This is a genomic window from Actinoplanes sp. NPDC051851, assembly GCF_040681165.1.
Lineage (GTDB): Bacteria > Actinomycetota > Actinomycetes > Mycobacteriales > Micromonosporaceae > Actinoplanes.
The window spans coordinates 83,464-102,568 of sequence record NZ_JBFAYF010000004.1 but is presented as its reverse complement, the minus strand read 5'-3'; the positions used below and the strand labels follow the sequence as shown (position 1 = coordinate 102,568).

Below are 19,105 nucleotides of genomic sequence, written 5' to 3'. Positions count from 1 at the left end.
GTGCATACCGAAGGTATCGAGTCGGTGGGGCGGGGAGAATCCTCTGGGGGAGAGCCGCCTTGCGCAGGGGAAAGGGTCAGCCATGCTTGCTGGACGTCTCAACGTCGCCACCCGCACGTTCGCCGTTGAAGAGGTTCCCGAACCGCATGCCGGGCCCGGGGAGGTACGGATCGCGGTGAAGGCGGCCGGGGTCTGTCTTTCCGACGTACACCTGATCCAGGGCATGCTCAAGCCGCTCTACCTGCACGGGGACTCAGTAACCCTCGGCCATGAGACAGCGGGGGTTGTGGACGAGATCGGGGAGGGTGCCACCGGGCTGACCATCGGGGAACGGGTGCTGCTCCAGGCCGGTGAGACGCAGGCCGGGACCGTGCTCACCCGGGGGGTCGACTACGACGGCGGGTGGGCGGAGCACGCCGTGGCCAGTGCCACCACCGTCGTACCGATCCCGGACAGCCTGCCGTTCGAGCAGGCCTGCTTCATCCCGGACGCGGTCTCCACGCCGTGGGCCGCCCTCACCGCGACCGGCGGGGTTCAGCCCGCCCGGCCGGTCGGCGTCTGGGGGGTCGGCGGGCTCGGCGCGCACGCCGTCCAGCTGCTCCGGGCGATCGGCGCCGCCCCGATCATCGCGGTCGACCCGCTCGAAGGGGCCCGGGAGCGCGCGGTGCGGTTCGGAGCCGACGTCGCCCTCGACCCGGCCGATCCCGCGTTCGCCGATGCCGTCGGGCAGGCGACCGGTGGCACCGGGCTCTCCTACGCCTTCGACTTCGCGGGGGTTGCTCCGGTACGTGTCCAAGCGGCGAAGACCCTGGCCAAAGGCGGCCGGCTGGTGCTGGTCGGGCTCACCGATCAGCCGCTGACCATCCCGGACGGCACCCGGTTCAGCTACCTGGAGCAGGAGATCCGGGGGCACTACGGCTCCGGGCCGGAGCACGTGCTGGAGTTGCTGACGCTGGTCGCGCTCGGCCGGGTCGACTTCGCCCGCTCGGTCAGCGGAACCCTGCCGCTGAGCGAGGCCGCCGAGGCGGTCCGCCGTCTCGACGCGAAGGAGGGCGACCCGATCCGCCTCGTCCTGATCCCCTGACGGGCGCCAGGCGTTCTGGCCGGTCCGCGCGTTCTGGCCGGTCCGCGCGTTCTGGCGGGTCTGCACGGGTGTCTCCAGTCCGTGCGGGCGCCGCGCGTTCTGGCCGGTCCGTGCGGGTGTCTCCAGCCCGTCGAGGCACCCCTGCGGGCCGTTCACCCGCTGGTGGCGCGGGCGGAGCCGGACCGGGCGGCCCATGATCGAGCGGAGCGTGCGGCGTGCGGCGGGGCGGCCCGCGAGCCGGAGTCCGTCGCAGCGGAGGAACAGCTCGCGGCGGGCGACCGGGGTGCCGTCGTCGTCGAGTTCGTGACCCTCCAGCCAGAGCCAGTCGCTGTGGGTGGTCGCCTCCTGCATCACCCGGGCCACCCGGAACAGGATCGGCTGGAGCCGGAACTGCGGACTCGCCAGCCCGGTCAGCAGCAGCACGTCACCACTTCGCACCGGCGCGCTCATCGCCGGACCCGCCGACCCACCCGCATGGCGACCTCCCTTGCGGAAGATCAACGGCCGTCCCCCGTACGCGAAACGGCTTTTACCCGACATTTCGCATTTGCCGCGAAGTCTCGATCAAGCCAGTCACTCCCGCCGCCGCCGCTCCCGCCGCCGCTCCCGCCGCCGCTCCCGGGCGTCCACGAAAGGCACGAAAGCGGCGCCGGACGCACACGAATGGCGCGACTGGGGCGGCGGGCGGCGCGAGTGGGGCGCCGGACGCACGCGGGCGGCGCGAGTGGGGCGCCGGACGCACGCGGGCGGCGTGAGTGGGGCGCCGGACGCACGCGAATGGCGCGAGAGGGGCGGCGGGTGCACTCGATCAATCGCGAGCAGGGGCGGTAGGCGCCCACGATCCGCGATCGTGGACTCGCGCAGCCGCCAGAGGGGCGCCAGAACGACTCGAGCGGCGATCGTGGGCGCCTACCGCCCCGATCGACCATGATCGTTAACCCGGGCCGCCCGCGGCGCCGCCGCCGGAAAATCGAAGATCATAGATTGATTCGGATCTTGGCAGGACGGCGTCCGGAGAGGGGGCCCACCCCATACCGGGGGAGTCCCCCATCCCAACGGGAATCCTGCCGGAAAACAGCGATCTTGGCAGGCGGCCTGTGGATAACTTCGCGCCGGGGCTCGCCGGCCCCGGGAGGGGCCGGCCAGAACCGTGGGAATCAGAGGAGGGTCTTGGTGAAGTGGGTCAGGGATGTCGTGACGATCGGGGGGAGGCCGGCGCCGACGAAGCAGTGGTCGGCGGCGGGGATGATCTCCAGGGTCGTGGAGGCGCCGGCCGTGAGCAGGGCCTCGTGCAGTTCGGTGCTCTGGGCGGCCGGGACCACCCGGTCCTCGGCGCCGTGGATCAGCAGGAGCGGGGGAGCAGCCGCGGAGGCGTAGGTGACCGGGCTGGCCGCGGCGGACTCGGTGGGCAGGGACTGGACCGGGCCACCGACCAGGCGGCCCTCCGGGGCGTCCGGGGAGTCGTGGTCCTGGAAACCCTGCGGGTGGTTCTGGGCGGCCATGCTCAGCAGGTTGCTCGGGCCGTACCAGATCACGCCGGACTGGACCGCGTCCGAGCCCTCGAGGATGCCGACCCGGCCGGTGAGCGCCGGGTCGTCGCCGGTGAGGGCCACCAGCGAGGCCAGGTGGCCGCCCGCCGACTCGCCCCAGACGCCGAAGCGGGTGGGGTCGACGTTCAGCGCGGCGGCGTGGTGGCGGAGCCAGCGTACGGCGGCCTTCACGTCGTGCAGCTGGGCCGGGAAGCGGGCCTCGCCGCTGAGCCGGTACGTCACCCGGGCCACCGCGAAGCCGGCCGCCAGGATCCGGTTGTTGATGTCGCCGGGGAGCAGCGGGACCGACTCGACCTTGTTGCTGCCGAAGAGCCAGGCGCCGCCGTGGATCCAGACGATCAGCGGGACGGGGGAGTCGCCCGGCGGGCGGTAGAGGTCGAGCGTGAGCGGGCGGAAGCCGGGCGCCTCGCCGACGATCACGTCGCGCCAGATCGTCACGTCGCCGTCGGTGACCGGTGCCGGCGGACCGAAGCGCTGCGGGTCGTTGACGTTCGGCGGGCCCATGGGTGCGTCGGTGGTCATCACTCACTCCTAACAGATGAGGCTGAGGCCCAGCCGTCGATCGGGGCGGAGAAGCCGATGGGGAAGAGCGGGTCGGCGCTGCCGCCGGGCAGGTCGGTCGGGTGCGCCTCGACCGCGGCCATCGAGGACGGTAGCTCGATCGGGAGCCTGCCCTCGGGCGCCGCGTGACCGAAGACGACGTCCAGTACGGCCTCGTCGGAGGCGGCGTAGTCGGCCAGCAGCGCGGCCGCGTGTTCGGCGATCTCCGGGATCACCGCGGCGCGCTCCAGGAAGACGTCGACCACGGTGGGGACCGTCGTCATCAGCGTGACGAGGTCGGCGCTGCGGTCCGCGGGCAGGTCGAGGCGGCCCTGGTGGAAGAGCGCCTCCGGGAAGTGCGGCCGGGCCTCGAACGGTGCCGAGAGCCGGACCAGCGCGACGTCCGCGTCGGTGGGCCTGTCGACCACGGTGGCGTAGCGGGCGGCGACGGCGGGGTCGACGCCCTCGACGTACAGGCGTACCCCGGAAGCGAGCGGAAGGGTCGCCGAGCGGTTGGTCAGCAGCGTCATGGAGCGACGCTGAGCGGCGAGGCCGGCGGCGACGAAGTCGGGGCGGCCGGAGATCTGGACGGCCTGCTCCTCGTCGACGTAGGGGTTCTCGAAGAGTCCGAGACGGAACATCACGGTGAGGATCCGGCGGACCGAGGAGTCGAGACGGTCCTCCTTGAGGCGGCCGTCGGCGAGGAGGTCGAGGACGATCTGGGGGCAGGACTCGCCGCCGATCTGGTCGACGCCGGCGTCGAAGAGCAGCCGGACCCGCTCATGGGTGTCCAGGTGCTCGACGCCCCAGGCGCGGGCCTGCCAGATCGCGCCGTTCGCCATCCGGTCGTCGGTGACCAGGCCCCAGTCGGTGCAGATCACGCCCTCGTAGCCCTCGCCGCGCCGGAGCAGGCCGTTGATGATCTCGTCGTTGTAGGCGAAGCCGACCTCGGGGATGCCCGGCACGCCGACCGGCATCCCGTAGTACGGCATGATCGCCGCGGTCCCGGCTTCGAGGGACGGGCGGAACGCGTTGAGGTGCGTCTCGAACTGCCCGGCGGGGTAGTCCTGCTCGCGGCCGCCGGGGAAGTGGCAGTCCTCGCCGTCCTTCTGCGGCCCGCCGCCCGGCCAGTGCTTGAGCATGGTCGCGACGGATGCTGATCCGACCTCACCGGCCTGGAACGCCGACACGTAGGCCGCGGCGAAGCGGGCGACCAGGGCCGGGTCCGCGCCGAAGGTGCCGGCGGTACGCGCCCAGCGGGGCTCGCTGGCGATGTCGGCGGACGGGTGCAGGGCCATCCGCAGCCCGACCGAGAGGTACTCCTGCCGGGCGATCTCGCCGAACTGCCGGAGCAGCTGTTCGTCGCCGATCGCGGCGAGGCCGAGCGGCTCCGGCCACTGGGAGAAGCCGCCGGAGGGCACCGAGGTCAGCGGGTTGCCGACCGCCGAGTGCCGCGGGTCGGTGGAGATCAGCACCGGGACGCCGAGGCGGCTCTGGGCGGCGATCTTCTGGACCGTGTTGTGCCAGCGGGCGAGCGGGCCGGCGGCGACCGGCGAGCAGAGGTTGAAGTGGCGCAGGCCCTGCTCGGCGATGGCGCGGGTGGTCGGCACCGTCGGCATCAGCCCGGCGGGCTCCTCGACCAGGCCGCCGTCGGGGCGTACTGAGATCGGCGCGTGGAAGAGCAGACCCGCCTTCTCCGCGGGAGTCATCCGGCTGAGCAGGTCGGACACGCGTTCCTCGACCGGCAGTGAAGCGTCCTTGTACATGGCGGGTCTCCCAGATTCTTACCGAGTTGGTACAGGTATAGCCGAGAGGTCGAACCTTTACCAGCCTGAAAAAAATGTGACTTGAACTTCTTACGAACTGGTAAAGGTGTGGGTTACGGTCGTGACCCCGATCACGGGCCTGACCCTTCGGAAGATCGTGAAAGCACGACGGCCACGCAGCCGATATGTCGGATCTGCATGGCCGTGGCTGGAACCGGGGCGACTTGGCTGCCACCAAACGCCCCGAAATACCTCACTCCGCCCCGATGATATCAAGGACGATCATCATGACCGACGTCTTCAACGACACACCGGCCACCGTCAGCGACGCGCCGCGCGTCAGGGTGGGCCGGACCATCGGACTCATCCTCGTCGCGGCCCTCGGCATGTACGTCATGCAGCTGACCCTCTCCTCCGCGCTCTCGCTGCGGATGGCGACCGTCGACCCGGCCGGTAAGGAGGGCTCGTACAGCCTCGCGGTCTCGGTCAGCTCGCTGCTGCTGCTCATCGCGATCCCGCTCGGCGGCGCGCTCTCCGACCGGACCACCAGCGCGCTCGGCCGCCGCAAGCCGTGGATCGTCGGTGGCCTGGTGCTCGCGCTGGCCACCTCGATCCTGATGGGCGTGGCCACCTCGGTCGGCCTGATCGCCGCGCTCTACGTGATCGCCACCATCGGCACCAACATCGCGTTCAACTGCTTCGCGGTCATCCCGGTCGAGGCGCTGCCGGACAACATGCGCGCCCGGGTGATGGGCCTGATGGGCATGTTCGGTGCGCTCGCCATGTCGCTCGGCAGCTACATGGTCTCCTGGTTCCAGGGCAACCAGACGCTGATGATGACCGCGCCGGTGCTGCTCGCCGTGGTGTGTAGCGTCCCGCTGCTGGTCGCGTACCGGGACCCGGCCGTGACCAGGGACGACGTGCCCACGCTGAACGTCGGCGAGCTGGCCCGCGGCTTCGTGGTCAACCCCCGCAAGCACCCGAACTTCGGCTGGACCTGGCTCTCCCGCTTCCTCGCCGGCATCGCGATGACCGCCCTGTTCAGCTACTTCATCTACTTCATGATGGACGGGCTGGGCGTCGGGATCGCCGAGGTCGGGCAGAAGGCCGGCCTGCTCACGCTCGCCTCGGCGCCGGTCAGCGTCATCTTCTTCTCGCTGAGCGGCTGGGTCTCCGACAAGATCGGCCGCCGCAAGCCGTTCATCGTGATCGCCGCGCTGATCATGGCGGCCGCGCTGGTCATCGGCGCCACCGCGCACACCTTCGCGATGTTCCTGGTCGCGTGGCTGGTCTTCGCGGTCGGCCAGGCCATGTTCCTCACCGTCGACCTGGCGCTCTGCGCGGCCGTGCTGCCGGACGCCAAGGACACCGGCAAGGACTTCGCGGTCTTCCAGCTCGCGCTGAGCCTGCCGAACGTCGCGGTCCCGGCCCTCGCGCCGACCCTGCTCGGCATCGGCGGCGGCCACAACTACGCCCTGCTCTGGGGCCTCGCCGCGGCGCTCTGCGCGGCCGGCGCGCTCGCCATCCGCCAGGTTCGCGGCATCCGCTGACCCTGCTCGCGCCCCTGACACGCGTGTCAGGGGCGCGACCGGAGTCCTGATACCGTTGGCGCCCTCTTTCCCCGTGACACCTGGCAGAGCGTGATGTCGAATCCTGAGGTCCCCACCAAGCGCGCCGCCTATGCGAACGGGGAGCGCAAGCGTGCCGAGATAGTGGACGCGGCACTCACCGTCTTCGCCGAGAAGGGGTTCCGCCGGCTGTCGCTGCGGCAGATCGCCGAGGAGCTCGGCACCAGCCACGTGTCGCTGCGCTACCACTTCGGGACCAAGGACGCGCTGCTCGAGGCGGTGCTGGAGCATCGCGAGGAGCGGGACCGGCCGTGGCGCGAGCGGGTGCTGCGGGAGAAGGGACTCTTCGACGGGGTGCCGGAGGTGATGCGGCGCAACGTCGGCATGCGGGGTGTCATCCAGCTCGACGCCACGCTGCTGGCGGAGGGGATCGCCGCGGATCATCCGGTGCACGAGTTCGTCCGGCGGCGGGAGCGGTTGTTCCACGAGGCCGTCCGCGGTGAGCTGGAGAGGGAGCGGGCGCGCGGTGCGCTGCGGGACGGGCTGGACCTCGACGTGGTGGCCCGGCAGCTGACCGCGCTGATCGAGGGCATCCAGGTGCAGTGGCTCTACGACGACTCGATCGACATGGCGGAGCATCTCGCCGGGTTCATGGACTATCTGCGTTCTTGAAAAATCCTGACATGGCCCATTTTCGGGTGAATGCTGGGCTTCGTGACGCACTATCGCGGAAGGCCGCTTCCCCGGCCGGATGAAGAGGTCTTCGACCAGGGTCTCAGGTTCGATCTGGACACCCTGCTCAGTCGCCGGAACGTGCTGCGAGCGGCCGGGGTGGGCGCGCTGAGCCTGAGCCTTGCCGCCTGCGGTGACGACGATTCCTCCTCCTCGTCCGACAGCGAGGCGTCGGCGTCGGCGTCGACCGGGGAGATCCCGGACGAGACCGCCGGGCCGTACCCCGGTGACGGGTCGAACGGGCCGGACGTGCTGACCGAGAGCGGCGTGGTGCGCAGCGACATCACCTCCAGCTTCGGCGACGCGACCGGCAAGGCCGAGGGCGTGGCGATGACGCTCACCCTGACGATCCTGGACATGACGAACGACGACGCGGGCTTCGACGGTGTCGCGGTCTACGTCTGGCACTGCGACCGGTCCGGTGAGTACTCGATGTACTCGGAGGGGATCACCGACGAGAACTACCTGCGCGGGGTGCAGGTCGCGGACAGCTCCGGCGAGGTGACCTTCACCAGCATCTTCCCGGCCTGCTACTCCGGGCGCTGGCCGCACATCCACTTCGAGGTCTACCCCAGCCAGACGGACATCACCGACGCGTCGAACGCCATCGCCACCTCGCAGGTCGCGCTCCCGAAGGACATCTGCGACGTGGTCTACGCGACCACCGGGTACGAGGCCTCGGTCACCAACCTCGCGCAGGTCTCGCTGGACACCGACAACGTGTTCGGCGACGACTCCGGCGTCCTCCAGCTGGCCACCGTCTCCGGCGACGTCACCAGCGGGTATGCCGTCTCGCTGACCGCGAAGGTGGACACCACCACGACGCCGACCGCGGGGAGCGCGCCCTCGGGCGGTGCGGGTGGCCCGTCCGGCGGAACGCCGCCGTCCGGCATGATGCCCAGCGGCCCGATGCCCAGCGGTCCGCGGCCGAGCTGATTCACATGGTGCTGACAGGATGGGTCAACTCCGTGTTCACCTGGACTGTGAACGATGCTGTGACATGTCCGTAAAGATCTTGTACATAGCCGGATGGGGTCGTAGCGGAACGACGATCGTCGATAACATCCTGAATTCGTACGACGGGGTCTTCTCCACCGGGGAATTGTTCTATCTGTGGACCCGTGGACTGCTGGAGGAGAAGCGGAAATGCGGATGTGGGGTCATCTTCCGTGAATGCGCGTTGTGGCGGAGCATTCTGGACGTGGCGTTCGGCGACGACCGGCCCTGCCCGTCGCACATGCGGGACCTGCAGCAGGCGGCGATCCGGGTACGGCACACCCGCGCGCTGACCGGGCCGACGCTCAGCGACGAGGCCGAGGAGTACCGGCGGGTCACCAACCGGCTCTATCATGCGATCGCCGAGGTGACCGGCGCCCGGCTGATCGTGGACTCGTCGAAGATCCCCTCGGCGGCGGCCCTGCTGCCGCGGATGGCCGGGGTGGAGCCGTACCTGCTGCACATGATCCGTGACCCGCGCGCGGTGACACACTCCTGGATGCGGGCGTACCGTAAGAAATCCCTGGTCAGTGACCCGGAGGCGCCGGCGGCCAGCACCATGCACTGGCTGGTGCGCAATGCGCTCGCCGAGCGGCTCGCCGGCGACTTCGGCGGGCGCTATCGGCGGCTGCGCTACGAGGACTTCGTGGCCGACCCGCGCGCGACCATCGAGGGGCTGCTGGCCTTCGCCGGGGTCGAGCCGAAGAGCGGGGCCGAGCCGAAGAGCGGGGCCGAGCCGGGGAACGGGGCCGAGCCGGGGAACGGGGCCGAGCCGGGGAACGGCGCCGAGCCGAAGAGCGGGGTCGAGCCGGGGAACGGGGTCGAGCCGGCTGGCGGGGGCGCGTCGGTGGGTGGGCCGTTCACCGGTGACACCACGGTCCGGCTCGCGGTCAACCACACCATCGCGGGGAACCCGAGGCGGTTCCACAGCGGCGACGTGGAGTTGCGCGCCGACGACCGCTGGCGGACCGAGCAGACCGCCGGGCCACGGCTGACGACGACCGCTCTCGCCCTTCCACTGCTGCACCGGTACGGCTATTCGGCCGGATTTTCCCGCCGCCGGGTGAACCGGTAAAGTTTGCCGCCGCGATCATTGTCGATCGCGCCGTAAGGGCAATCTAAGTCGCCCTTAAAGCAAACTTAAATCGGCGGGGTAAAAACATTATGCACGTCCCTTTTCGGTTCGCTGTGCCGGAGCGCGGCACCGGTCGGCGGCAATGGGTCAGAACGGCGCTGGTCGCAGCCCTGATCTTCGCCACCGGCGCATGCTCGTCCTCCTCCTCGGATTCCTCCTCCCCGGACGCCGCCGCGGTGGGGTCCGTCTCCGCCGCGGCCGGGGCCCCCTCCGCCGCCGTGGCGTCGGCGGCCGTCTCGTCGGCGGCCAGTGCACCGGCGTCGCCCTCGGCCTCCGCGAGCACCGCCAAGGCCGCCACCGGCGGATGCGGGCGGACCGCCTCGTCGAAACCGGTCACCAAGGTCACCCAGGTCAAGCTGCCGCACGCGGTCACCTCGTACGGGAACGAGGCGGACACCGACAAGCTGCCGATGGCGATCGCGGCGCGCCCGGACGGCACCTCCTGGCTGGCCTGGCTGGGCACCGGCGGCAAGGTCTATCTCGGACATCTGGGCTGCGACGACAGGCTGATCGGCACGCCCACCGGCTTCACCGGCGTCGACCTGCAGGACGTGCAGGCGGACAAGACCGGCGGTGTCCTCCTGCTCACCCGCAAGGGGAGTTGCGGCGACACCCCGCTCTGCGGTGGTGAGTCCAGCCCGTGCAACACCATGCACATGATCCGGTTCGACACCTCGGGCAAGCAGGTCTGGGAGCGGCAGGTCACCAACCTGACCGGCGGCCGGACCGGGTACGACGACGGCGCGCGCTTCGTCTGGTGGTATCAGCACCACGGCCGGCTGGCGTCGGACGGCAAGACGTTCGCGGCGTACTTCGGGGTGGCGATCACCGTGAAGAACGGCAGCTGCGTCGACATCCACGAGGGCGACCGGATGCAGGTGGTCAGTGCGAGCGGCTCGCTGCTCACCGGGAACAAGGACGCCTTCGAGGTGGGCTGCAGCCACGCGTGGACGTCGCGGATCGTCTGGGACGCCCGCACCGGCCACTACGTGACCGTGTGCGCCACCGACAACGACTGCCGGATCGCACGACCGAATCCCTACCGTACGGTCGCCGCCGGGACCTGTGACGGCACCCTGTTCGGGGGCGATCTCGTGCTCGCGAAGTCGAAGGGGTACTGGGCGGCCTGGAGTCAGGGCGGCACCGCGCGACTGGAGCACTTCACCACGGCGAAATCGGACACCACGATCAAGACGTCGGCGAGCACCAGCCATCCGCACCTGGTCGGGTACGGCTCCGGCCGGATGCTGCTGGCCTGGCAGTCGGGCTCCTCGATGGCGGCCCGGGTCTACGACTCCGGCACCGGGAAGACGGTGGGCGCCAGGTTCACCATCGGGGTGAAGGATCACGACTATCAGGCGTTCAAGCCGTACGCGGACGGCAGCGTGGCGTACCCCGCGGCCGGTGGCGGCAGCACCATCGTCAAGATCGCCCGGGTGCTCCCGCTGGGCTGATATGTCCGGTTACCTGCTGTGTGCGGGGGTGGGCATAGCAGACGCCCGCAACTCCGGAAAGTGTCGTACGCATGTTCGAGAATAGGGGGCATGCAGACCACGGGGAATTCCAGCATTCCGGGCGTCTCGATGGGTCCGGCCGGGCGTGTCAGCCCGGTCGGACAGGTCGTTCCCGCAGTTCAGGGCGGGTCGATGGGTCATGGCGGGGAGGGTGGGAACGTCCGCAACACCGAGTGGGGCCGGTGACCCCGGTGTTCGATTGATCCTCAGTGGATATTCACAGGCTGTATTCGCCGGGCGGGGCGGTGCGGAGCCCCGGAGATCGCTAGCCTTGCGCGGTGACCTCCGGGGAATTCACGGCGACCCTGCCTCGGAAGCGGATGTCTTCCGGGGTGCTGCTGTCGGATCAACACGGTCGGGTTCTGCTGATCGAGCCGGCCTACAAGCCGTACTGGGAGATTCCCGGCGGCGCGGTGGAGACGAACGAGTCGCCCTACGCGGCCGCGCAGCGTGAGCTCCGGGAGGATCTGGGGCTCGCGCTGCGGGTGGGGCGGCTGCTGGTGACCGACTGGGTGCCACCCTCGGTCGACGCCTCCGAGGTGCTGGTCCAGGTCTACGACGGCGGGGTGCTCACGCCGGACCAGACGGCGCGGATCCGGCCACCCGCCAACGAGGTCCGCAGCTGGGGGTGGTGCACGGAGGAGGAGGCCACCCGGCGCGTCTCCGAGGTGCTGTCCCGGCGAATCCAGGCGGCGGTCTGGGCGCGGAGCGAGCGCGCCATGGTCTACCTGGAGAACGGCTACTTCGTCGTCTGACCCGCTGCCCGCTGCCCGCTGCCCGCTGCGCGGGCGTCCGGCTGTTCGGGCGTCCGGCTGTTCGGGCGTCCGGCTGTTCGGGCGTCCGGCTGTTCGGGCGTCCGGCTGTCGGCTGTCCGGGTGTCCGGCTGCGCGCGCGTCGCCCAGCTGGTTCGAGCGGAGATCACCGCTTTCTGTCATGCGGCCGGCGGGGGACGGGGTCCCGGTGCCCGTACCCGAATGGGCCCGCTGGCACTCAGGGGTGTCTGAGGGCTTCCGCGACACCCCTGAGTGCCATCCGATGGCGGGACGTCACCTGGTTGCGTGACGCGGGAAAGAGCCGACATGGCTTATCTTCTTTCCGGGCGTACTCTCGTTCCGCCTGTTGATCTTGCTGGTGGAGCCCCTGGTGAGCGTGGCTCCCGCATTCTTCCTCTCCCTTTCCTGCGGTTTTCCAATGGCCGCGTTAAATTCGTGTTTCCGGCTCTGTGTCACGCATCCGACTCGCTCACTGGATCAGGGGAATTCGTTCTGATCGACTTGAATCAAGCGGGTGGCGCCACGCTAATGTCTGCCGCACTACTTCTGAGGCGCAACGGTGCGCCTCGTTTCTGGTGGCATATTCCCTTTGCTGAAAGGCGACGATCTTGGCTGCCGCCGTCATGATTGCTATTTCCGTGGTCCTGTCCGCGTTCGCGGCCGTGACCCTGTGGTGGACCATGCACGCGTGGCGTACGCCGGAGACGCTGGCAGCCACCAGATTCGCCGAGCCGGACGGCGACCACCGGCTGACCTTCTCGCTGCTCGTGCCCGCCCGGCACGAGCAGGCCGTCCTGGAGCACACGGTCGAGCGGCTGCTCCGCTCCACCCACCAGGGCTACGAGATCATCATCATCGTCGGGCACGACGATCCGGACACCGCCGAGGTGGCCGAGCGGCTCTCCGCCAAGACGCCCGGCCGGGTCCTCGTGGTCACCGACCACAACGAGGTCAAGAACAAGCCGCGGGCGCTCAACACCGCACTGCCGTACGTCCGTGGTGACGTGGTCGGTGTCTTCGACGCCGAGGACCAGGTCCACCCGGAGTTGCTGGAACACGTCGACCACGCGTTCCGGTCGACCCGTGCCGACGTGGTGCAGGGCGGCGTTCAGCTGATCAATTTCCACTCCAGCTGGTTCAGCCTGCACAACTGCCTGGAGTACTTCTTCTGGTTCCGCAGCCGGCTGCACCTGCACGCCAGCAAGGGGTTCATCCCGCTCGGCGGCAACACCGTCTTCGTCCGGACCGGGGTGCTGCGCGGGGCGAACGGCTGGGACGGCACCTGCCTGGCCGAGGACTGCGACCTGGGCGTACGCCTCTCCAGCCGGGGAGCCAAGGTGGTGGTCGCGTACGAGGCCTCACTGGTCACCCGGGAGGAGACGCCCGATTCGATCGGCAGCCTGCTCAAGCAGCGCACCCGCTGGAACCAGGGCTTCCTGCAGGTGCTGCGCAAGGGTGAGTGGCGGCGCCTGCCGTCGTTCCGGCAGCGCTCGCTGGCCCGCTACACGCTGACCGGCCCGTTCCTGCAGGCGTTCTCCGGTCTCGCCATCCCGATCGGTGTCGGCACCGCGCTCTTCACCAGCCTGCCGATCGGCATCGCGCTCGCCACCTTCGTCCCGGTGGTGCCGATGCTCGCCAACATCGTGTTCCAGACCATCGGCCTGCGCGACTTCGGCAAGCAGTACCACCTCAGGATCCGCCTGCGGCACTATCTCTGGCTCATTCTCGGAGCCTTCCCGTACGCCCTGATCCTGAGCGTCGCCGCGCTGCGCGCCGTGTGGCGGGAGTACACCGGCCGCCGCAACTGGGAGCTGACCGCGCACGTCGGCGCGCACCTGCAGAACCAGCCCGCCGAGGCCGGTGCCGCGTGACCGCTGAGCTCTCCGGGACCACCGAGCTGGTCCCCGCCGTCGAACCGGCCGACCGCACGATCGTCATCCCCCGCGCCCGCGAGGCGGTCGCCGACCGGACCCGGTCGGGCGTCCCGATCCGCGAGGAGCCGGCGCCGCCACCGCCGCGCCGACGGGTCCTCGGCGGCGAGGGCCTGCTCGCCGTCGGCCTGACCGTCCTGTCCCTGCTGGTGATCGGCATCAACATCAGCGGCTACCCGATGGTCAACGACGACGAGGGCACCTACCTCGCGCAGGCCTGGGCGGTGGCGCACGGACAGGGCCTGGCCCACTACACCTACTGGTACGACCACCCGCCGCTCGCCTGGATCCAGCTCGCCGGGCTCTCCTGGCTGCCGGGCCTCGCCGGGTCGGACGGTTCGACGGTCGCCACCACCGGACGCGCCGCCATGCTCCCGGTCGTCGGCGTGGTCCTGCTGCTGGTCTACGTGATCTGCCGGCGGCTCGGCATGACGGTCTGGGCCTCCGCCGCCGCGCTGGTGGCGTTCGGGCTGTCGCCGCTCACCGTGACCATGTACCGCGGCGTCTACCTGGACACCTTCGCCGTGGTCTGGATGCTCGGCGCGCTGGCGCTCGTACTGTCGCCGCACCGGGATCTGTGGCACTTCACCGCGGCCGGCGCGGCCACCGCGGTCGCGGTACTCAGCAAGGAGACCATCCTGGTCACGCTGCCGGCGGTGGTGCTCGCGCTCTGGCAGCACACCTCCCGGAGTTCGACGCGATCGTGGGCGGCCGGCGGCTACCTCAGCGGACTGAGCCTGGTCGGCGTCTTCTACCCGCTCTACGCGCTGCTGCGCGGCGAGCTCTTCCCCGGCGCGGGGCACGTCTCGCTGATCGGGGCCTGGGAGTTCCAGCTGGGTTCCCGCGCCGGCAGCGGCAGCGTCTTCACCGCGGGCTCGATCGCCAACGACCTGGTCCGCTCGTGGCTCGACCACGACGCGTTCCTCCTGGCCGGCGGGCTGGTCGCGACCGTCGCCTGCCTTCTGGTACGCCGCCTGCGCCCGCCCGCCGTGGCCGGCGCGATCCTGGTGCTGGTCGCCTGCCGTCCCAGCGGCCACCTCCCGGTGATGTACGTCGTCCAGGTCCTGCCGTTCTTCGCGATCGCCGTCGGCGGTGCCCTCGACCTGACGATCCGGTTCGCTTCGGCCCGGCGCCGCTGGGCGCGCCCGGCCGTGCTCGCCGTCCTGGCCCTGCTCGCCGCGACACTGATCGCACCGCGCTGGTACACCGGCAACCGGGTGGCCCTGACCGCGAACTACCACTCCGGATACGTGGCCGCCGCCGAGTATCTCCGCCATCGGGTGCCCGACCCGGCGAACACCACGATCGTCCTGGACGACGTGCTCTGGCTGGAATGCGTCGACGCCGGCTACCGGCCGGAGAAGGCCATCTGGTTCTACAAGCTCGACCTGGACCCGGCCGTCGCCGCGCGGCTGCCGAACGGCTGGCGCGACGTGGACTACGTGGTCTCCACCCCCGCGCTGCGGGGCGACTCCGCGACGCTGCCCGCCGTCAACGCGCTGCTGACCCACTCGACCCTCGCCGCCGGTTTCGGCGAGGGCGAGGGCCGTATCGAGATCCGCCGGATCACCGACCCCACGGAGACGTCATGACCACGGCCGACTGGGCCGCCGAGAACCTGGCCGACCTCGACACGCAGCCCACCGGGAACTGGTCGGCCGACCCGGTCACCCAGCCGGTGCCGAACGTCGAGGCCACCCCGCGGACGGCCGCGCGCGCCGCGGTCCGCTCGCCGGGGACGGCGACGGTCTCCCCGGGTGAGGAGACCGTCCCGCTGGAGAGGTACCGCAAGCCCGGGCGGACCCGGGCCGTCCTCCCCGGCCAGATCGGCGTCCGGCCCGCGCCGGTCACGCTGCGGCAGAGCATCATCGTGCCGACGTACAACGAACGGGAGAACGTCCCGGCGCTGCTGGAACGTCTGGCCGCCGCGCTGCCGCACACCGAGACCGAGATCGTCTTCGTCGACGACAGCACCGACGGCACTCCCGAGGTGATCGAGGAGGCCGCCCGGGACTACCCGATCGCGGTCACCGTCCACCACCGGGAGGAGGGGGTGGGCGGTCTCGGCGGCGCGGTGGTCGAGGGCATGCGCCTCGCCCGCGGCGAGTGGATCGTGGTGATGGACGCCGACCTCCAGCACCCGCCGGAGATCGTCCCCGGTCTGATCGCGGCCGGCATGCGGGACGGCGCCGACCTGGTGGTCGGCAGCCGGTACGCGAACGGCGGCAGCACCGGCGGGCTCGCCGACGGGTACCGCAAGCTGGTCTCCCGCGGCTCGACCACGCTGGTCAAGACGCTCTTCCGGAACAGCCTGAACGCGGTCAGCGACCCGATGAGCGGCCTCTTCGCGATCCGGGCCAGTTCGCTCGACGCCGAGCAGCTGCGCCCGCTCGGGTACAAGATCCTGCTCGAGCTGATCGTCCGCAACCGGCCGGGCCGGATCGTCGAGGTGCCGTACGTCTTCCAGTCCCGGCACGCGGGCGAGTCGAAGTCCACGGTGGCCGAGGGGGTGCGCTTCCTCAAGCACCTCGGCCGGCTGCGGCTGGGCGGCTCGCGCTCCCGGATGCTCGGGTTCGGGTTGATCGGCGTCTCCGGGCTGCTCCCCAATCAGGCGGTGCTCTGGGCACTGACCAGCATCGCCGCCATGCACTACGCGCCGGCCGCGATCATCGCCAACCTGGTCGCGGTCTGCTGGAACTTCGCCCTCGCCGACGGGGTGCTGTACCGCAACCACCGGCGCCGCGGACTGTTCAGCCGGGCGAGCCGCTTCCTGCTGCTCGGCAACGTCGACCTGGTGCTGCGGATCCCGCTGCTCGCTCTGCTGGTCGACGGCGCGCACCTCGGGGTGCTGCTCGGCAACCTGGTGACGCTCGCGGTCTCGTTCCTGGTCCGCTTCCTGGTCTCCGACAAGATCATCTACCTGGCACGCCGGGAGAACACATGAGAACCGAACCCCGTCCGCTGATGAGCCGGCGCGACCGGCTGCGGATAGCCCAGTTCCTCGTACTCACCCTGGTCCTCTTCCTCGGCCTGCCGGAACGGCCCGGTCTGGCGAGCGCCAACCTGATCGCCAATCCGGGCCTGGAGTCGATCGAGGGTGCCTTCCCGGTCTGCTGGGAGCAGTCCGGGTACGGGAACAACGGGCACACCTTCGAGGTGAGCACCGACGCGCACAGCGGTAGCCGATCGATGTCGGTCACACTGACCAACGCCGGCCAGGGCGACCGCAAGGCGATGATGCTCGAGGACAGCTCGTGCGCGCCCAACGTCACGCAGGGCCACCAGTACGACCTCTCGGTCTGGTACAAGACGAGCACGCCGAACACGGTGATGACCGTGTTCCGGCACGACGCCGCGCAGGGCTGGGTGTACTGGACCGACCTGGCGAACCTGCCGGTCACCACGGCCTGGACCCAGCAGACCGTGCGTACGCCGCAGATCCCCGCGGACACCGACCAGATCGTCTGGGGCGTCACGATCTATGGCAACGGCACGCTGAAGACCGACGACTACGCGATGGCCGACGTGACCCAGCCGGCCCCGGGCGACGAGTGCAGCGCCGGCGCCGCCTGCACCAAGGGCTCCTGGGCGGTCATGCCGTTCCCGTCGACCGTACGCGCGATCCACGCGGTCATGATGCGTACCGGAGACGTGCTCCTGATCGCCGGTTCCGGCAACAACCCGGACGACTTCGCCGCCAAGACGTTCAAGACGGCGGTCTACAGACCCGGCACCGGGCAGTTCACCACGGTGAGCACCCCGGAGGACCTGTTCTGCTCCGGCCACGTGCAGCTCAAGGACGGGCGCGTCCTGGTGATGGGCGGCAACAAGGACTACGCCGCGGCGGACAACAGCCACGGCTACAAGGGCCTGCGGAACTCGTACATCTTCGACCCGGCCACCAACAGCTACTCGCGGGTCAACGACATGAGCGGCGGCAGCTGGTACCCGTCCGCCACCGTGATGGGCAACGGCGACGTGGTCAGCCTCGGCGGTCTCGGCGAGGACTCCAGCGGCACGGTGCTCACCCAGTACTTCTCCGACGCCCAGCAGCGCTGGCTCGGGATCGGCGAGGCGAAGCAGAGCTGGAGTTTCTGGGGCCTCTACCCGTCGATGATCCTGATGCAGGACGGCCGCCTGTTCTACACCGGCAGCCACGTGTTCGGTAACGGCCTCTCCGGCAGCGGCTCGTCGATCTACGACTACGGCGCGAACACCATCACCCCGGTCACCGGCCTGCGCCGCAAGGACGAGCGGGACCAGTCGATGAGCGTCCTGCTCCCACCGGCCCAGGACCAGAGGGTCCTCACGCTCGGCGGTGGCAACAACGAGACCAACGTCGACGCGCACCGGCTCACCGACCTGATCGACCTGAAGCCGGCGTCGCCCGTCTACACCGCCGGCCCCGTGATCCCGCAGGGCACCATGACCGGCGGCGTCCCGCAGACCGGCGGCCAGGGCAAGATGTACGTCTCCGCGGTCCTGCTCCCGGACGGTCGGGTCTTCGAGACCGGCGGCGGCCTGCACAACCGGGCCGACCCCGTCTACGAGGCGTCCATGTACGACCCCGCGAGCAACACCTTCACCGCGGGGATGGCCACCGACCCGGTGCCGCGCACGTACCACTCGTCGGCGTTCCTGCTCCCCGACGGCCGGGTGATGTCCGTGGGCGACAACCCCGGCAACGGCACCTTCGACATGCGGATCTCGGTGTACTCGCCGCCGTACCTTTTCAAGGGCGCCCGGCCGCAGATCACCGGGCTCTCCGGCACGAACTGGGCCTACGGCACGTCGCCGACGATCACGGTGGACAAGCCGATCCTCAAGGCAGAGCTGATCCGCCCGGCGGCGGTCACCCACTCCAGTGACCCGAACCAGCGCTTCATCGACCTGCCGATGACCGTCAACGGGAACACCGTCGGCCTCAACCTGACGAGCAACCCCAACCTGGCCCCGCCCGGCTGGTACATGCTCTTCGTGGTGGGCACCGACGGCGTCCCCTCCGTCGCGAAGTGGGTGAAGATCGGATGAGGTCTTCCACGAGGTCTTCCGTGAGGGCGAGAGCTCTGGCCGGCACGGGCCTGGTGGTCGCGCTGATCTGGGGTACCGGGGTCTCCCCGGTGGCCGCCTCGCCCCATCCGTCCCCCACGGCGGCCGGCCGTCCGGGGCGCAAGGCGGAATGGCCGGAGAGCAAGGGCCGCCCGGGACCGCAGGGCACGCCCGCGCCGTTCACCCAGTCGTTCGCGGCGCAGCCCGGCGTGAGCCGCCGCAAGCCCGGCAAGCGACCGACCGCGCCGGTCAAGGTGGCGCCGACGGTGGACGGCTGCGACCACAATTACGGTACGCGGGCGCAGTGCATCCCGGTCACGTTCCCGGCCGGCGTCAGGGACAAGTGCGCCTGGCTCGCCGACCACGGCTTCAGGGCGTTCAGGGTGACCGTCACGGACCGCCAGAAGCTCGACCCGGATCGCAACGGCATCGCCTGCGACCGATGACGACCAGGCCTGGGGTACGGT

14 protein-coding genes are annotated in these 19,105 nt (G+C 70.3%); 12 read left to right on the top strand and 2 right to left on the bottom strand.

The window, feature by feature from the left end; translation table 11 throughout:
* Positions 1-82: 82 nt before the first annotated feature.
* On the top strand, positions 83-1,084 hold the full coding sequence (locus tag AB0M08_RS06035; RefSeq protein ID WP_364489183.1) for a zinc-binding dehydrogenase: 1,002 nt from the start codon (positions 83-85) through the stop codon (positions 1,082-1,084).
* Positions 1,085-2,241: 1,157 nt separating this feature from the next.
* On the opposite strand, the gene AB0M08_RS06030 is transcribed toward AB0M08_RS06035, so the two are convergent.
* Together AB0M08_RS06030 and AB0M08_RS06025 are read right to left on the bottom strand one after the other, a co-directional pair.
* Positions 2,242-3,156 (bottom strand): alpha/beta hydrolase, encoded by a 915-nt coding sequence (locus AB0M08_RS06030; protein WP_364489180.1) that lies wholly within the window; start codon positions 3,154-3,156, stop codon positions 2,242-2,244.
* Positions 3,156-4,940, bottom strand: a complete 1,785-nt coding sequence (locus AB0M08_RS06025; protein ID WP_364489177.1) for a glycoside hydrolase family 3 N-terminal domain-containing protein — start codon at positions 4,938-4,940, stop codon at positions 3,156-3,158. The genes AB0M08_RS06030 and AB0M08_RS06025 overlap by 1 nt, the downstream gene beginning before the upstream one ends.
* A gap of 287 nt (positions 4,941-5,227) precedes the next feature.
* Here AB0M08_RS06025 and AB0M08_RS06020 point away from each other — a divergent pair, with 287 nt between their 5' ends.
* The 11 genes from AB0M08_RS06020 (at position 5,228) to AB0M08_RS05970 (ending at position 19,084) form a co-directional block, all read left to right on the top strand.
* Positions 5,228-6,490 carry an MFS transporter gene (locus tag AB0M08_RS06020; RefSeq protein WP_364489174.1) on the top strand — a complete coding sequence of 421 codons (1,263 nt, stop codon included), beginning with the start codon at positions 5,228-5,230 and terminating at the stop codon, positions 6,488-6,490.
* Positions 6,491-6,583: 93 nt separating this feature from the next.
* On the top strand, positions 6,584-7,180 hold the full coding sequence (locus AB0M08_RS06015; RefSeq protein WP_364489171.1) for a helix-turn-helix domain-containing protein: 597 nt from the start codon (positions 6,584-6,586) through the stop codon (positions 7,178-7,180).
* A 30-nt stretch (positions 7,181-7,210) separates the two neighbouring features.
* Complete coding sequence (locus tag AB0M08_RS06010) at positions 7,211-8,176, top strand: intradiol ring-cleavage dioxygenase (protein ID WP_364489168.1); 966 nt, start codon at positions 7,211-7,213, stop codon at positions 8,174-8,176.
* 19 nt (positions 8,177-8,195) lie between these two features.
* Entirely contained in the window at positions 8,196-9,311 is a 1,116-nt protein-coding gene (locus AB0M08_RS06005) for a sulfotransferase (protein ID WP_364489165.1), read from the top strand.
* Positions 9,312-9,400: 89 nt separating this feature from the next.
* Positions 9,401-10,825 carry a hypothetical protein gene (locus tag AB0M08_RS06000; protein WP_364489162.1) on the top strand — a complete coding sequence of 475 codons (1,425 nt, stop codon included), beginning with the start codon at positions 9,401-9,403 and terminating at the stop codon, positions 10,823-10,825.
* 338 nt (positions 10,826-11,163) lie between these two features.
* Complete coding sequence (locus AB0M08_RS05995) at positions 11,164-11,640, top strand: NUDIX hydrolase (protein ID WP_364489159.1); 477 nt, start codon at positions 11,164-11,166, stop codon at positions 11,638-11,640.
* A 641-nt stretch (positions 11,641-12,281) separates the two neighbouring features.
* Positions 12,282-13,529 carry a glycosyltransferase gene (locus tag AB0M08_RS05990; RefSeq protein WP_364489156.1) on the top strand — a complete coding sequence of 416 codons (1,248 nt, stop codon included), beginning with the start codon at positions 12,282-12,284 and terminating at the stop codon, positions 13,527-13,529.
* Positions 13,526-15,181: a hypothetical protein gene (locus AB0M08_RS05985; protein ID WP_364489153.1), complete on the top strand. Its 1,656-nt coding sequence runs from the start codon at positions 13,526-13,528 to the stop codon at positions 15,179-15,181. The genes AB0M08_RS05990 and AB0M08_RS05985 overlap by 4 nt, the downstream gene beginning before the upstream one ends.
* Positions 15,178-16,533 (top strand): glycosyltransferase family 2 protein, encoded by a 1,356-nt coding sequence (locus tag AB0M08_RS05980; RefSeq protein ID WP_364489150.1) that lies wholly within the window; start codon positions 15,178-15,180, stop codon positions 16,531-16,533. Before AB0M08_RS05985 ends, AB0M08_RS05980 begins: the two co-directional genes overlap by 4 nt.
* Complete coding sequence (locus AB0M08_RS05975) at positions 16,530-18,620, top strand: galactose oxidase early set domain-containing protein (protein WP_364489147.1); 2,091 nt, start codon at positions 16,530-16,532, stop codon at positions 18,618-18,620. Before AB0M08_RS05980 ends, AB0M08_RS05975 begins: the two co-directional genes overlap by 4 nt.
* A 20-nt stretch (positions 18,621-18,640) precedes the next feature.
* A complete protein-coding gene (locus AB0M08_RS05970; RefSeq protein ID WP_364489145.1) occupies positions 18,641-19,084 on the top strand; it encodes a hypothetical protein in 444 nt (147 codons plus the stop codon).
* Positions 19,085-19,105: the final 21 nt, after the last annotated feature.

Excerpts from the sequence above, each read along its gene's own strand:
- AB0M08_RS06035 (WP_364489183.1), top strand. The coding sequence starts at position 83 with ATGCTTGCTGGACGTCTCAACGTCGCCACCCGCACGTTCGCCGTTGAA.
- AB0M08_RS06025 (WP_364489177.1), bottom strand. The coding sequence starts at position 4,940 with ATGTACAAGGACGCTTCACTGCCGGTCGAGGAACGCGTGTCCGACCTG.
- AB0M08_RS06000 (WP_364489162.1), top strand. The coding sequence starts at position 9,401 with ATGCACGTCCCTTTTCGGTTCGCTGTGCCGGAGCGCGGCACCGGTCGG.
- AB0M08_RS06020 (WP_364489174.1), top strand. The coding sequence starts at position 5,228 with ATGACCGACGTCTTCAACGACACACCGGCCACCGTCAGCGACGCGCCG.
- AB0M08_RS06005 (WP_364489165.1), top strand. The coding sequence starts at position 8,196 with ATGGGTCAACTCCGTGTTCACCTGGACTGTGAACGATGCTGTGACATG.
- AB0M08_RS05990 (WP_364489156.1), top strand. The coding sequence starts at position 12,282 with ATGATTGCTATTTCCGTGGTCCTGTCCGCGTTCGCGGCCGTGACCCTG.
- AB0M08_RS06030 (WP_364489180.1), bottom strand. The coding sequence starts at position 3,156 with ATGACCACCGACGCACCCATGGGCCCGCCGAACGTCAACGACCCGCAG.
- AB0M08_RS05975 (WP_364489147.1), top strand. The coding sequence starts at position 16,530 with ATGAGAACCGAACCCCGTCCGCTGATGAGCCGGCGCGACCGGCTGCGG.
- AB0M08_RS05980 (WP_364489150.1), top strand. The coding sequence starts at position 15,178 with ATGACCACGGCCGACTGGGCCGCCGAGAACCTGGCCGACCTCGACACG.
- AB0M08_RS06010 (WP_364489168.1), top strand. The coding sequence starts at position 7,211 with ATGCTGGGCTTCGTGACGCACTATCGCGGAAGGCCGCTTCCCCGGCCG.
- AB0M08_RS06015 (WP_364489171.1), top strand. The coding sequence starts at position 6,584 with ATGTCGAATCCTGAGGTCCCCACCAAGCGCGCCGCCTATGCGAACGGG.